This is a genomic window from Nocardiopsis aegyptia (genome assembly GCF_013410755.1).
Taxonomy (GTDB): Bacteria; Actinomycetota; Actinomycetes; order Streptosporangiales; family Streptosporangiaceae; genus Nocardiopsis; species Nocardiopsis aegyptia.
In genome coordinates this window covers 2125136-2139153 of the sequence record NZ_JACCFS010000001.1, presented here as the reverse complement: position 1 = coordinate 2139153, position 14018 = coordinate 2125136, and the positions used below count along the sequence as shown (strand labels likewise).

The following is a 14018-nucleotide window of genomic DNA, read 5'->3' as shown; positions in this document are numbered from 1 at the left end:
TCCGCGCGCCCCGGAAGGGCCCCTCGTCCCCCCACGAAGGGACACTTCGACATGAGCACCGAGACCGAGACTCCGGGCTTCTGGAAGGACATCCTGCTCCGGCTGCGCAGCTGGCGCACCGTCGACATCGTCGTGGCCGCCGTCATCGGCGTCGCCATCGGCGTGGTCTTCTGGGCCTGGAACATCCTCTGGACGATCACCGCGCCGCTGTTCGTCGCCTTCCCCCCGGGACAGGCCGTCATCTACGGCATGTGGCTGATCTCCGGCGTGCTGGGCGGCCTCATCATCCGCAAGCCCGGCGCCGCCCTGCTCACCGCGATCGCCGCCGCGTCCGTCTCCGCGGTGCTGGGCACCCAGTGGGGCGTCATGGTGATCCTCGACGGCACGCTCCAGGGGATCCTGCCCGAACTGGTCTTCCTCGCCTTCGGCTACCGGCGCTGGAACATGGGCGTGGCCGTCCTGGCCGCCGCGGTCGCCGGCATCTCGCCCGCGATCCGCGACAACCTCACCTACAACGTCACCTGGTCGCTCGACCTGAAGCTCGCCTACGGCGTGATCGTCATCGTCAGCGCCGCCGTGATCGCGGGCGTCGGCGCCCGCCTGCTCACCACGGCCCTGGCCAAGTCGGGCGCGCTGGCTCCCTTCCCGTCGGCCAGGGACTGAGCGTGGAGCGGGCCCAGGGCGCGCGCGTCGAGCTCGCCGGATGGGGCTGGCGGCACTCCGGCCGCACGTCCTACGCACTGCGGGGCGTGGACCTGGTCATCGAGCCGGGAGAGCGGGTGCTCCTGCTCGGCGCCTCCGGCGCGGGCAAGTCCACCCTGCTGCACTCGCTGGCCGGGCTGACCGGCGCCGACAGCGCCATCAGCGGCGACCAGGAGGGCGTCCTGCGCGTGGACGGCGAAGCCGCCGACCGCCGCCGGGGCCGGGTCGGCCTGGTCAGCCAGGACCCAGAGACCCAGCTGGTGATGGCCCGGGCGGGCGACGACGTCGCCTTCGGGCCGGAGAACCTCGGGGTGGAGCCGGCGCTGATCTGGCCGCGGGTGGAGCGGGCGATGGCCGACGTCGGCTTCCCGTACGGGCCGCGCCACTCCACCGGCGCCCTGTCCGGGGGCGAGAAGCAGCGTCTGGTCATCGCCGGCGCGCTGGCGATGCGGCCCCGGCTGCTGCTCCTGGACGAGCCGACCGCCAACCTCGACCCGGCCGGCGCCGCCCTGGTGCGGTCGGTCCTGGCCCGCGTGCTCGCCGCGACCGAGGCCACCCTGGTCCTGGTCGAGCACCGGGTGGCCGAGGTCGTCGACCTCGTCGAGCGGGTCGTGGTGGTGGAACCGGGCGGCGGAGTGGTCGCCGACGGCCCGCCGGACGCGGTGTTCGCCGAGCACGGGCGGTCGCTGGCCGAACAGGGCGTGTGGGTGCCCGGCGCCGAACCGGAGCCCCGGCTGGACCCGGCCCCGGGCGGCGCGAGCGTGCTGGCCGCGGTCGGCGCGGCCGCGCGCACGCCCGCCGAGCTGGGGGTGCGCTCCGGCCCCCCGCGGACGGTCTTCTCCGACGTCCACCTGGAGGTGCCGGCCGGGACGGCGACCGCGCTCACCGGCCCCAACGGGGCGGGCAAGTCCACCCTGCTGACCCTGCTGGCCGGGCTGGCCAAGCCGTACCGGGGGTCCGTGCTGCCGCGCGGGCCGCTGGCCGAGGCGGACCGGCGCCCGCTGCGGCGCTGGCCCGCCGGGCGGCTCGCCCGGCACGTGGGGACCGTGTTCCAGCACGCGGAGGACCAGTTCGTCACCACCACCGTCCGCGACGAGCTGCGGTTCGCCCCGCGGCGTGCCGGGGCGGGCGAGGCCGAGACCGCGGCGTGGGTGGACGAGCTGCTGGGGCGGCTGCGGCTCACCGCGCTGGCCGACGTGCACCCCTACACGCTCTCGGGCGGTGAGAAGCGGCGGCTGTCGGTGGCCACGGCGCTCAGTTCGGGCCCGAGCCGCGCCCCCGACGTCCTGGTCCTGGACGAGCCCACCTTCGGTCAGGACACCCGGACGTGGACGGAGCTCGTCGAGCTGCTGGGCGTCCTGCGCGGGCAGGGCCGGGCCGTCGTGATGGCCACCCACGACGAACTGCTCCTGCGCCGGTTCGCCGACACGCGGGTGCGGGTGGCCGACGGCCGGGCCGAGGCCGAGCCGCGGCCGAGCGCGGCCGCGGTGGCGGAGGAGGACCGATGAGCGGGAGCGGGACCCGCCCGGAGCGGGCACGCGGTGAGCGGGCACGGAGCGAGGAGGTACGCGTCGAGGAAGCGCGGGCCGAGCGGGCACGGGGCGAGATGGCACGGAGTGGGGAGGCGGTCGGGAAGGAGGAACGGGGAACCGGGAACGCGCCGACCGCGGACGGGCCCGGGGGCACCGGCGCACGGGCCTGGCTGACCGGGCTGAACCCGGCGGCCAAACTGCTCGCCGCGCTGGTGCTGGCCCTGGGACTCGTTCCGGCCGTGGACGCGGTGACGGGCGGCGTGGTGCTGGCCGCCGTCGTGCTGGTCGTCCCGTTCAGCGGGATCGACCGGCGCACGCTGCTCGTCCTGGGCGGCCCCTTCGTCCTCATGGGCCTGTCCAGCGGGGCGGTCAACTACCTGTACGGCGAGGAGGGCGTCTCCGGCGCTGTGGGGGCGGCGGTGCGGCTGCTCGCCATCGCCCTGCCCGGGCTGCTCGCGGCGGTCAGCAGCGACCCCACGGAGATGTCCGACGGCCTCGTGCAGCGGCTCCGGCTGCCCGAGCGGCCGGCCATGGGGGTGCTGGCGGCCCTGCGCCTCATCCCGCTGCTCGCCCACCAGTGGCGGACCATCACCCTGGCCAGGCGGGCGCGCGGTCTGGAGGCCGGCGCGAACCCGGTGGCGGTGGTGCGGCTGTTCTTCGGGCGGCTGTTCGCACTGCTGGTGCGCTCCATCCGGACCGGGACCCTGCTGGCCACGGCGATGGACGCCCGGGCCTTCGGGACCGGGCCGCGCTCGCACGCGCGCCGCAGCCGCTGGCGGACGGCCGACACCCTGCTGATCGTCGGCTCGGCGCTCCTGCTCGCGGCGGCCTACGGGTGCTCCGCGCGGCTGGGCACCCTGGTGCTGCTGTTCTCGTGAGCCGGGTGGTAGGACAGCCAGTGACACAGTCGTCGAAGGTGAAGAGGTGGAGCTCGTGGGCGAGTTCGTGCGGGTGGAGACCGATCCGGACCACCCGGCCGTGGCCGTCGTGCGCATCGACCGGCCCAAGGCGCTGAACGCGCTGAACGGCCAGGTGACGGGAGAGATCGCGGTCGCCGCGACCCGGGTGGCGGCGGACGCCTCCGTGCGCGCCGTGGTGCTCTACGGCGGCGAGCGCGCGTTCGTGGCCGGTGCCGACATCAAGGAGATGGCGGAGCTGACCCACGCGCAGATGCTGGAGTACTCCCGGGCGCTGCAGAACGCCCTGACCTCCGTCGCGCGGATCCCCAAGCCCGTCGTGGCGGCGATCAGCGGCTACGCGCTGGGCGGCGGCTGCGAGCTGGCCCTGTGCGCGGACTTCCGGGTGGCGGGCGAGAAGGCCCGTCTGGGCCAGCCCGAGATCCAGCTGGGCGTCATCCCCGGCGCGGGCGGCACCCAGCGCCTGCCGCGCCTGGTGGGACCGTCGCGGGCCAAGGAGATGGTCTTCAGCGGTCGGCACGTGCGCGCCGAGGAGGCGCTGCGGATCGGACTGGTGGACGAGGTCGTCCCCGACGCCGAGGTCTACTCCGCGGGGATGGCGATGGCCGCCCGCTACACGGACGGTCCGGCGGTGGCCCTGGCCGCCGCCAAGGAGGCCGTCGACCGCGGTCTGGAGACCGACCTGGACACCGGGCTGGAGATCGAGCGGCTGCAGTTCTCCGGCCTGTTCGCCACGGAGGACCAGAAGACCGGCATGCGCAGCTTCATCGAGCACGGTCCGGGCAAGGCGACCTTCCAGGGGCGCTGACCGGGCTCGTCGGGCGGGTGTGGGGCGGGCCGTGCGGCGGTACGGTGCGACCCTCCCCACACCCGCCCACTCGTCGGATTCCGGTGTTTTTGGCATGATCGAGACCGCCGGGGACCGAACCGGGCGCCGCCCGCGGTCGCCCGGCGGCCGGTTCCGGCCGGGTGCGCCGCCCCGTGCGGGAACCGCAGGGGCGGATTTTCCGTCATACTCGTGGTGGCCGTCCGAGGACGGAGCGGTCGCCGGAGTCCCCACCTCCCGGTGGACCCTGGAAGACCACCGGCCCTGGACGGGCCGCACAAGCCAATGTTGACCCATCCCCCCGGCCGATAAGCTGGACGTGGCGGTATGCGGTCTTTTGAGGGGATGAGTTCTCGATGGCAATGTCGGCAGGTTTCCCCACGGGCGAGGAGCTGCCGGAGCGCATCGGCCACTACGTGATCCGCCGCCGCATCGGCCAGGGCGGCATGGGCGTGGTGTACCAGGCCGAGGATCCCCGGACCGAGCAGTTCGTGGCGGTGAAGGTCCTCAAGCCCGAGGTCGCCGGCGACCACATCGCCCGGGCCCGCCTCGCGCGCGAGGTCGAGACCATGCGCAGCGTGCAGAGCCCCAACGTCGCCGAGGTCATCGACGCGGACACGCAGGCCGAGCTGCCGTGGGTGGTCACCGAGTACATCCCCGGCCCCACGCTGGACGCGACCGTCACCGACCACGGTCCCCTGCGCGGCCGCGCTCTGACCCGCTTCATCACCGGACTGGCCCGGGCGATCAAGGACATCCACGCGGTGGACGTGATCCACCGCGACCTCAAGCCCGGCAACGTCATCATCTCCAACGGCGAGCCGATCGTCATCGACTTCGGTATCGCGCACGCCGTCGACGGCGCCAAGCTGACCCAGACCGGCACGTTCGTCGGTACGCCCAGCTACCTCTCGCCCGAGGTCATCGAGGGAACGGACCTGGGCCCGGCCACGGACATCCACGCGTGGGGCGGCACGGTCGCCTTCGCCTCCACCGGACGCCCGCCCTACGGCTCGGGCTCCTTCGAGGTCATCTTCTTCCGCATCCTCAACGGCGAGATCGACATGGACGGGATGCACGAGGCACTCCGTCCGCTGGTCACCCGGGCGGTCTCGCGGAGCATGCGCCAGCGCCCGACCGCCGCCGAGCTCGTCGCCGAGACGGGGCGGCTCAACCTCGACCTGCCGTGGACCGAGGACCCCGGTGCGGGCCCGACGGGGATGACCGGCAATCACACCGTCGTCGCTCCGGCGGCCGGCCACGGTCCGGCCGCCACTGGCGCGGCCGGCGCGTCGTCGGACGGGCGCGGTCGGGGCGCCGGCGCGGCTGGTGCCGCTGGGGCCGCGGGTGCGGCCGGTGCCGCGGGTGCCGCTCTGGGCGGGGCTGCGGGCTACCTGGCCAGCCACGGTGCCCGGGGCAGCGAGGGCTGGGGGCCCTCGCACACGACCAGCGGGCCGAACCCGTCGCACACGGCCGGCGCCTGGTCGGTGCCCACGGAGCAGCCGCGGACGCACGCCGCCCGCTCGGGCGGATGGAACGCGGACGACGAGGCGACCGACGACCTGTCGGGTGCGCGCGGTGCGGCCACGGGGTGGCGGACCGACGACGAGGCCACGGACGACCTGTCGGGCGGGCGCCGCGCGGCCACGGGGTGGCAGACCGACGACGAGGCCACGGACGACCTGTCCGGCGGGCGCCGCGCGGCCACCGGATGGCAGGACGAGGAGGCGACCGACGACCTGTCCGGCGGACGCCCGGCCTGGGGCGCGCGGCAGGAGCCGGTCGGCGACCCGGACGTCGGGACCCAGCGCATCAGTCCGGCCGGATCCGACGACGTGGCGGACCCGCAGGGGACGATGATGATCGACCCCGTCGGCGGCGACGACGTCGCGGGCACCCAGCGCATCCAGCCCGGTGGCATGGCCGGACGCGACGACCCGCAGGGGACGATGATGATCGACCCCGTCGACAACGGCCACGGGCGCGTGGACGAGTACCGCGACGACTACCAGGACGACTACTCCAACCAGGCGCCGCAGACCCAGTTCTTCAACACGCCGCTGTCCAAGGGCGACTTCGGCGACATCCTCACCCCGGTCGACGACGGCACGCGGTCCGGCCGGACGCAGGAGTTCGACGAGGAGGACTACGACGGGTACGGGGAGGAGCGCCGCGGCGGCCTGCTGAACCGGTTCCGCCGGGGCAGCCACGACCGGCTCGGCGACTACTTCCGCGGCGGGGACGACGAGTACGACGACGAGGAGTACGAGGAAGCGTCCTGGCGGATGCATCCGCTGGTGCTGATCCCCATCATGGTCTCGCTCGCCGGTGTGGCGCTGTGGTTCCCGTGGTTCGGCGTCATCCTGGGGATCGTGATGATCGCGGGGCTCAGTGCCCTGGACAAGGTCAAGATCCAGCAGGCCGAACGGGTGCAGAAGCGCGGCCCGGGCCGCTCCGACGCCGTGATGATGGTGCTGAGCTATCCGGTGGCCTTCGGCCGCAGCGTGCTCCGCACGATCGGGTTCGGGCTGGTGTACCTGCTGGCGGGGATCCTGGTCGGTATGGTCTACGCCTCGCTCATGGACGTGCCGAACGAGGGCGCCAACTACACCGGCGGCTTCGCGATCTTCGTGACGATCCTGCTCAGCTACATCATGCCGAGCGGGCGCGAGGCACGGCACCAGGCGGTGTGGCTGGTCGAGCGGGTCAAGTTCCGCAACCTGTACCTGTACATCGCCGTGATCGTGGGCATCGTCCTGCTGACGATGCTGATCCTGTCCATCGGGCTGACCGCCGCTCCCGTGTGGGAGCTGGGACCGCTCCAGGGGCCGTCGGACTGGTTCGCGTAGTTCTCTTGGGGCCTCCGCTCGTTCCTCGCTTTGGCCCGTGCTCGGGGCGCCGAGTAGCCAGTGTTCTTCGTCGTCGACGTGCCTTGCTCCTTCGTCGCGGCGGCCCCGTCTCCTCCTGCAGAACACTGGCGCGCCCCTCGCGAACCTCCTACGGTCCCGCAGGGTCGAACGGCCTACCTTTCACCCCCTGGGGTGGGGGTAGGCCGCTTTCGTGCGGCTTCAACCCCCTGCGCACTCCCTGGCGGATTGGCCTGTGGGGTCGCTCCCAGGGGTCGGGGCGAGGGGTGTCCACTCGCCTCGGCCCGGAATCGGGGTCGGACGCCCTCTTCCCCTCGGGGAGGAGGGCCTCCGGCCGTTGGGCGGTGGTGCGCCCGCCGCCGCGCCCCCGGCGGTGACTATGGTGGGGGTACGCGTTGGGGGCGCGCTCATCCGTGCTGGTGGTCCGTGCCCCGGCGGAGCCCTGGCGAGGCCGCGGGGCCAACGTGGTCAGGGTTACCTAAGTAACACCCCGGTGTGGCTTGGCCTTTGAAGCTACTAGCCAGTAACATCTGGGTATCAGCACATCGCGGGGCCGGTCCGAACGTGAAAGACCGGACCCGCCGTCGAGTGACCGAACGGCATTCGGCATTGTTGGCAGTACGGGGCGCGCCAGCGTCCGCCCGCCTGACGGCGGATCATGCGAGTGCAGGGAGGTCGGCCACCGGCCATGAATATTGTCGTTTTGGTCAAGCAGGTCCCGGACACGGCGACCGAACGGAAGCTCAGCGACGCGGACAAGACGCTCGACCGCGCAGCGTCCGACGGCGTCATCAACGAGCTCGACGAGTACGCCATCGAAGAGGCGCTCCTGCTCAAGGAGAAGCACGGCGGCGAGGTCACCATCCTGACGATGGGCCCGGACCAGGCCACGGACTCCATCCGCAAGGCCCTGTCCATGGGCGCGGACAAGGCCGTCTTCGTCAACGACGACGCGCTCCACGGATCGGACGCGCTCCAGACCGCCTACGCGCTCGCGCAGGCCCTGGGCACCCTGGAGTTCGACCTGGTCGTCCTGGGCTCGGAGTCCACGGACGCGCGCACCGGTGTCGTCGGCGCGGCGCTCGCCGAGTACCTCGGCCTGCCGCAGCTCACGCTCGCGGGCAAGGTCGACATCGACGGCGGCGCCGTCAAGATCCAGCGTCAGACGGACTACGGCTACGACGTCGTCGAGGCGCAGCTCCCGGCGGTCGTCTCGGTCGTCGAGAAGATCAACGAGCCGCGCTACCCGTCCTTCAAGCTGATCATGCAGGCGAAGAAGAAGCCGGTCGACAAGAAGTCGGCCGCCGACGCCGGTATCGACACGGCCAAGGTCGGTCTGGCCAACGCCACCACCGAGACCGTCGACTTCGCCCCCGCGCCGCCGCGCGCCGCGGGCACGATCGTCAAGGACGAGGGCGACGGCGGCGCGAAGCTCGCCGACTTCCTCGCCGAGAAGAAGTTCGTCTAGGTCCGACGAGAGACTCAGGAAGGTTCAAGGATTATGGCTGAGGTCCTCGTCCTCGTCGACCACGTCGACGGACAGGTCAAGAAGGTCACCACCGAGCTGCTGACCGCCGCCCGCCGTATCGGCGAGCCCGCCGCGGTGTGGGTCGGCGACGGCGCCGAGTCCGGCAAGGCCGTACTGGCCGAGTTCGGCGCGGAGAAGGTCTACGTCGCGTCGGCCGAGCTCAACGACTACGTCGTCGCGCCCAAGGCGGAGCTGCTCGCCAAGCTGGCGCAGGAGAAGTCGGCCGCCGCGATCCTCGTCTCGGCCACCGCCGAGAACAAGGAGATCGCCGGCCGCACCGCCGTGAAGCTGGGCTCGGGCGTCCTCACCGACGTCGTCGACGTCTCCGCCGAGGTGGTCACCGAGCACAGCATCTTCGGTGGCGCCACGGTCACGCACGGCCGTGTGACGGCCGGCGTGCCGATCGTCGCGGTCCGTCCGAACTCGGTCGCTCCCGAGGCCGCGGCCGGTGCCGCCGCCGAGGAGGCCGTGTCGGTCGAGATCTCCGACGCCGCCAGGACCGCCAAGGTCGTGGAGCGCGTCGTCCAGGAGCAGGGCGAGCGCCCGGAGCTCACCGAGGCCGCGATCGTGGTCTCCGGTGGCCGCGGTGTGGGTTCGGACGACTTCTCGGTCGTCGAGAAGCTGGCCGACTCGCTCGGTGCCGCCGTCGGCGCCTCCCGCGCCGCCGTCGACTCCGGCTGGTACCCGAACCAGTTCCAGGTCGGCCAGACCGGCAAGACGGTCAGCCCGAACCTGTATGTGGCCCTGGGCATCTCCGGTGCGATCCAGCACCGCGCGGGCATGCAGACCTCGAAGAACATCGTCGCGGTCAACAAGGACCCCGAGGCGCCGATCTTCGAGCTCGCCGACTTCGGCGTCGTGGGGGACCTGCACACGGTCGCCCCGCAGCTGACCGAGGAGATCAACAAGCGCAAGTAGTCGCACGCGCTGACAGCACGACGCCCGGCCGGGGAGTACCCGGCCGGGCGTCGTGCGTTCGGGGCGGTCGCGCTAGCGTGGGCGTCTCGGCGGAGCGGACGGGAGCGGTGAGCGTGGCACCGAAGTGGTTCAGGAGGCGACGGGAGCCGGAGGCCCCGACTCCCGAGCAGCAGCGCAAGCGGGAGGAGCTGCGGGCCCGGGAGGAACGGCGGGTGCTGGACGAACTTCACCGGCAGACCGACGCCCTTCTCGCCGAGTACCGGGAGCTGGCCCGTCGACACCGTCCGGAGAAGATGGTGGACCTCCCGGAGGTTCCGCCGAGGTTCACTTCCGTCGAGGAGGGCCGGGCGTACATGGAACGGCTGGGCGCCTGGATTCGGGAGTAGGCCGGCGACCGGGCCCACCGGCCCCACCGGGCCCACCGGGGCGACCGTGGTGAACGGGTCTGTAGGGCCGGCCGGACCTACCGGGCTGGCCGGACCTACGGGGCTGGCCGGACCTACGGGGCTGGCCGGACCTACCGGGCCGGCCGGACCGGCCTCGCCCCGGCCGGGAGTTTCCCGTGGTGGGGGACCGGGTACACGGGGCGCACGCCGACTCCGAGCGGGGGAGCGATGAGCACAGACGTGCGGGCCGGGCGCCGGACCGTGAAGGTGCGCAGGCCGGACAAGCCGTTGTTCGACGAAGGCGGGGAGACCAAGGCCGACCTCGCGGAGTACTACGCGCGGATCGCGCCGCTGATGCTGGCGCAGGTCCGCGACCGGCCGGTGGCCCTCCAGCGCTTCCCGGACGGGATCGACTCCGGCGGCTTCTTCGTCAAGCACCCCTCGACGCCCTCGTGGGTGCGCCAGGTCGAGACCGGCCACGGTTGGATGATGCAGTGCCAGGACGCCGCCACCCTGGTCTGGTGCGCCGACCAGGCGGCGATCGAGATCCACATGTGGCTGTCCAAGGAACCGAACCTCGGCATGCCGGACCGGATGGTGCTCGACCTCGACCCGCCCGAGGCCACGGCCGCCGGCTTCGAGGCCTGCAAGGCGACCGCGTGGGACGTGCGTGCGGAGCTCGACGACCTGGGGCTGGCCGCCTACGTGATGACCACCGGGTCCAAGGGCCTGCACGTGCACTCCCCGCTGCGCCCGGAGCTCACCGACCAGGAGGTGCGCGACCTGGCCGAGGCGATCGCCGACCGGGTGGCCGCGCGGCGGCCGGAGGAGCGCACGACCAAGTTCCGCAAGGCCGCCCGGCGGGGGCGGCTGTTCGTGGACTACCTGCGCAACGGCCGCGACCAGCTCGCGGTGGCCCCGTACTCGGTGCGGGCCAGGCCGGGGGCGCCGGTCGCGGCACCGATCACCTGGGAGGAGCTGGACGGCCTGGTCTCGCCGCGCGTGTTCTCCCTGGACCTGCGACGCGAGGAGTGCCCGTTCGCGGGCATGGGCCGCCACGCCCGCTCGCCCCGGAAGGCCCGCGCCAAGCTGGGCTGACGGGAGCGCCCGAGGTTTCACCGATGCGCGCCGCCGGTGGCGGCGGGCACACTCGCGGGGACGCCCCCGACGGAAGGCATCCCCGTGAGCGATTCCCCGGTACGCATCTTCGACATCATGGCCTGCGACGTCTACTGGGACTTCGAGGGGACGCCGCTCCCCCGGGAACAGCACAAGTTTCTCGTCTCCTTCCACCCCACGCCCGGCACGCCCACGCCCGAGCTCATCGAGTCGATCACGGCCCGCGGGCCGGGCGGCTACGAGGTGGAGTTCACGAACAGGCTCTTCACGAACGGCAACACCGACGGCTACATCTACGACCGCACGCTGGACTACTACTGGTACATGGTCAACCTGCCCACGGGATTCCTGCCCGAGGGCGAGTACACGATCGAGGTCCGCGCCACCGACGGCACGGTGCAGAGCCGGACGCGGCACCAGGACGGCGGTGCGTCCCGTCGGCTCGTCGAGCACTACAAAGCCCAGCGGGAGCGGCTCCTGGCCTCGTTCGGCCCTTCGGGCGGAGCGGTCCTGGACACGGTTCCCTCCGACGGGGAGCTGCGCTGCTCGTGGGAGACGCTGGAGCGGACCGGGGGACCGGACGCCTACTACATCCACCGCCTGTCCAAGGGCGGGTCGGCCCGCGAGTTCGACACCCAGAACCTCACCTGGTGGGACAACATCTTCGTGCAGCGCCTCCGGGGCGAGGCGCGGGCGGGGCTCAACCGGTCCGAGGTGACGGTGCGGGCCGACCTGGAGGCGGACACCACCTACGCCTACTTCGTGGAGATCACCGACGCCAACGCCCAGGGGGAGACCAACATCTGCGTGTTCCAGCCGCACCAGGTCTTCGCCACCCCGGCGGGTGTGGCCGCCGGGGTCTGACCCGGAGCCCGGGGCCGGGCGCCCGGCATCAGTCCTCCCGCAACGTGTGGAAGGTGACGTCGTCCGGGCTGATGACCAGCAGGCCGTCCCCGATCGCCCAGGTCTGTTCGAAGGCGAGAGGGTGGCGGGTCGACGCGTGGCCCTCCGCGTCGGCGGTGCCGCCGTCGGGACGGTACAGGCGGCCGTCGACCACCGCTCCTCCCACCGCGCAGGAGAAGTACCGCTCCTCCCGGTCCGGGTCGGCCGAGGAGGACCAGGCCACGGTCCCGTCCTCGGCTCGGACGGCGTAAGTGTGCTCCGAACCGCGGCGTGCGGTGTCCTGGGTCAGGAAGACGCCGCCCAGGTCGGAGGGGCAGGAGCCGATCGAGGTTCCGACCACGGGGTCGCCCACGGCGATCCTCCCGGTCCCGGCGGAGTTCCACAGTTCGCTGCCGTCGTCGTCGTCGTAGGCGGCGAGCAGCCCGTCGTTGTCGGTCGCGTCGTCGGGGCGGTCGGCCTCTCGCGGGTAGAGGGGCATCCGTGCCTCGAAGGAGGCCACGGTCACCCCGTCGACGGTGCGGACCGCGCGGATCGACCGGTGGTAGGGCTCCTCCTGGTCCCCGGACGCCCGGGGGCGCGCGTCGTCCAGGCGGAACAGGAGTGCGCCGTCGTCCAGGCCGTAGACGGACAGGCTGGAGCCGCGCCAGACGGTGGCCCGACCGCCCTCGACCCTCACCTGGGCCTCGTCCTCCTCTTCCTGGGGCCGGACCGGTGCGGCCGGGGAGCGGTCGGGCAGTTCGGCGACGAGGGATCCGTCCGCGAGGTCGAACAGTCCCCACCGGGCGTCCTCGGAGTCGACGAGGCCGACGAAGCGGTGCGGTGCCGCCGGGACCACCTCGGAGGGGCCGGCCGCGCACCAGGCCGGGACGCCGGTCAGTTCGTCGAAGGCCACCAGGGCCGAGGGGAAGTCGACCAGCACCGTCGCGCCGACGTGGTGGACCCCCGTCGGCTCGTAGGAATCCGGGTCCGCCCCGCCCCGGAGCCGCGCCAGATCCGCCGTGTCCACCCGCCACAGGGCTCGGCCGTCCGTCGCGGAGAGCGCGGTGAAGCCCTCGCGGTCGGCGAGGGTCACCACACGCGGGGAGCCCCCGACCACCCGGGTCCCGCTCTCGGCCTCCATCTTCCATACGGGCTCGCCGGGGAAGTGCTCGCCGGTCGACGAGGAGGCAGCTGATTCGGCGGTGTCCCACGGCTCAGGGTCGCCTGTGGGCCGGTACGTGCCGCACGTGAGCGCGTCGCGGACCGGATCGTAGGTGAGCACACCGACCTGCCCGGCGGTGAGGAGCAGCGCGGCGAGGAGGGCGGCGGCCACGGCGATCCGGTTCGGCGCGTGTCCCGTGGGCGACGAGCGCAGGTCCGACCACACCTGGAGGCGCAGCGGCACGGCCGTCAGGACCAGGACTGCCGCGATGAGGATCAGGAGGGCGGGGAACGGCGACCACACGCCCCAGACCGCCGTGACCGCGGCCGCGGTGGTGAGCAGGTCGCCCGCGAGGACCGCACCCAGGGACGTACTGGCGGGGCGGGAGGGCAGGTCGCGCGGTGCGCGGAGCACGAAGAGCAGCACCGCGAGGGCCGTGGCGGCGGCGACGGCCAGGAGCGCCGAGTAGGGCCACAGAGTCCACGCCCAGCCCGCCACGGCGAACAGCCGGGGGCACCACCAAAAGAGGGTGTGGCGGGCGGACTCCTCGGGCGAGGCGAACCGCGCGGGGGACTCGGGCATGACTCACCCATCGGGGAGGGGACACGGAACCGCGACAGCCTAGCGGAGGCGCGCGACGGGCCCGTGCGGCGCCCGTGCCGGGCCGTCAGGCCTCGGGCGTGCCCTCGGGCCACACACAAGGGGAGGAGGCGCTGATGGACAGGTCGCCTTGGACGCTGGACTGCACGGACATCCTGAAGGAGTCCTCCTCATCTTCAACGAAGACCGAGAGCTGCTCCGGGCGCCGATCGTCGGTCACACGGTAGCCGTTGTCGGTCCAGAACTCGAGGAGGAGTTCGACGTCGGCCTCATTTTCCTCGACCGGGAGGCCGTCCAACCAGTAGGTCCGGCCGACGCTGACCGGACCTTCAGCGCCGCCGTTGGCGAGGTCGTCGCAGGGGTTGGCCGTTATCCCACCGAGAGATTCGAGCTCGAGGGAGTCGGGGAGCACAGCGGTCGCCTCGGTGATGAGTTCCTCGACTCGTTCCTCTGCTTTTCCCTGATTCATGGTCGCTTCCATCTCTGCGTCCCCCGATTCCCCTGCGGGATCGGGGCCGCAGCCGGACAGCAGCAGTGTGAGAGCCACCGCGTAGGCCACATACGTTCGTGGGGTCATGT

The 14018-nt window shown here is 72.7% G+C and carries 12 protein-coding genes; 10 read left to right on the top strand and 2 right to left on the bottom strand.

Features of this window, described 5'->3' with window-relative positions; translation table 11 throughout:
• The first annotated feature begins 51 nt into the window (after window positions 1-51).
• The 10 genes from HNR10_RS09580 to HNR10_RS09530 all read left to right on the top strand — a co-directional run bounded on the left by HNR10_RS09580 (window position 52) and on the right by HNR10_RS09530 (window position 11659).
• Entirely contained in the window at window positions 52-663 is a 612-nt protein-coding gene (locus tag HNR10_RS09580) for an ECF transporter S component (protein WP_179822514.1), read from the top strand.
• 2 nt (window positions 664-665) lie between these two features.
• Window positions 666-2210 carry an ABC transporter ATP-binding protein gene (locus HNR10_RS09575; RefSeq protein WP_376769745.1) on the top strand — a complete coding sequence of 515 codons (1545 nt, stop codon included), beginning with the start codon at window positions 666-668 and terminating at the stop codon, window positions 2208-2210.
• A gap of 98 nt (window positions 2211-2308) precedes the next feature.
• Window positions 2309-3112: an energy-coupling factor transporter transmembrane component T family protein gene (locus HNR10_RS09570; protein WP_179829639.1), complete on the top strand. Its 804-nt coding sequence runs from the start codon at window positions 2309-2311 to the stop codon at window positions 3110-3112.
• Between the two features lie 46 nt (window positions 3113-3158).
• Complete coding sequence (locus HNR10_RS09565) at window positions 3159-3959, top strand: enoyl-CoA hydratase/isomerase family protein (RefSeq protein WP_312889190.1); 801 nt, start codon at window positions 3159-3161, stop codon at window positions 3957-3959.
• A gap of 374 nt (window positions 3960-4333) precedes the next feature.
• Window positions 4334-6826, top strand: coding sequence for a protein kinase domain-containing protein (locus HNR10_RS09560; RefSeq protein WP_246406144.1), 2493 nt, complete (start codon window positions 4334-4336; stop codon window positions 6824-6826).
• Window positions 6827-7532: 706 nt separating this feature from the next.
• Window positions 7533-8312: an electron transfer flavoprotein subunit beta/FixA family protein gene (locus tag HNR10_RS09555; RefSeq protein WP_179822513.1), complete on the top strand. Its 780-nt coding sequence runs from the start codon at window positions 7533-7535 to the stop codon at window positions 8310-8312.
• A 33-nt stretch (window positions 8313-8345) separates the two neighbouring features.
• On the top strand, window positions 8346-9290 hold the full coding sequence (locus HNR10_RS09550) for an electron transfer flavoprotein subunit alpha/FixB family protein (protein ID WP_179822511.1): 945 nt from the start codon (window positions 8346-8348) through the stop codon (window positions 9288-9290).
• Between the two features lie 113 nt (window positions 9291-9403).
• A complete protein-coding gene (locus HNR10_RS09545) occupies window positions 9404-9676 on the top strand; it encodes a hypothetical protein (protein ID WP_179822509.1) in 273 nt (90 codons plus the stop codon).
• A gap of 228 nt (window positions 9677-9904) precedes the next feature.
• Window positions 9905-10774 carry a non-homologous end-joining DNA ligase gene (gene ligD / locus HNR10_RS09535; protein ID WP_179822508.1) on the top strand — a complete coding sequence of 290 codons (870 nt, stop codon included), beginning with the start codon at window positions 9905-9907 and terminating at the stop codon, window positions 10772-10774.
• 84 nt (window positions 10775-10858) lie between these two features.
• Window positions 10859-11659: a hypothetical protein gene (locus HNR10_RS09530; RefSeq protein ID WP_179822506.1), complete on the top strand. Its 801-nt coding sequence runs from the start codon at window positions 10859-10861 to the stop codon at window positions 11657-11659.
• Between the two features lie 28 nt (window positions 11660-11687).
• On the opposite strand, the gene HNR10_RS09525 is transcribed toward HNR10_RS09530, so the two are convergent.
• Together HNR10_RS09525 and HNR10_RS09520 are read right to left on the bottom strand one after the other, a co-directional pair.
• The gene (locus HNR10_RS09525) at window positions 11688-13421 is read right to left on the bottom strand and encodes an outer membrane protein assembly factor BamB family protein (protein WP_179822504.1); all 1734 of its coding nucleotides are present in this window, start codon (window positions 13419-13421) and stop codon (window positions 11688-11690) included.
• Between the two features lie 85 nt (window positions 13422-13506).
• Window positions 13507-14016 (bottom strand): hypothetical protein, encoded by a 510-nt coding sequence (locus HNR10_RS09520; RefSeq protein ID WP_246406142.1) that lies wholly within the window; start codon window positions 14014-14016, stop codon window positions 13507-13509.
• Window positions 14017-14018 lie beyond the last annotated feature (2 nt).

Bases quoted from the DNA above. Each gene is read 5' to 3' on its own strand.
- HNR10_RS09560 (WP_246406144.1), top strand. From the start codon at position 4,334: ATGGCAATGTCGGCAGGTTTCCCCACGGGCGAGGAGCTGCCGGAGCGC.
- ligD (WP_179822508.1), top strand. From the start codon at position 9,905: ATGAGCACAGACGTGCGGGCCGGGCGCCGGACCGTGAAGGTGCGCAGG.
- HNR10_RS09580 (WP_179822514.1), top strand. From the start codon at position 52: ATGAGCACCGAGACCGAGACTCCGGGCTTCTGGAAGGACATCCTGCTC.
- HNR10_RS09555 (WP_179822513.1), top strand. From the start codon at position 7,533: ATGAATATTGTCGTTTTGGTCAAGCAGGTCCCGGACACGGCGACCGAA.
- HNR10_RS09550 (WP_179822511.1), top strand. From the start codon at position 8,346: ATGGCTGAGGTCCTCGTCCTCGTCGACCACGTCGACGGACAGGTCAAG.
- HNR10_RS09520 (WP_246406142.1), bottom strand. From the start codon at position 14,016: ATGACCCCACGAACGTATGTGGCCTACGCGGTGGCTCTCACACTGCTG.
- HNR10_RS09525 (WP_179822504.1), bottom strand. From the start codon at position 13,421: ATGCCCGAGTCCCCCGCGCGGTTCGCCTCGCCCGAGGAGTCCGCCCGC.
- HNR10_RS09570 (WP_179829639.1), top strand. From the start codon at position 2,309: ATGGCACGGAGTGGGGAGGCGGTCGGGAAGGAGGAACGGGGAACCGGG.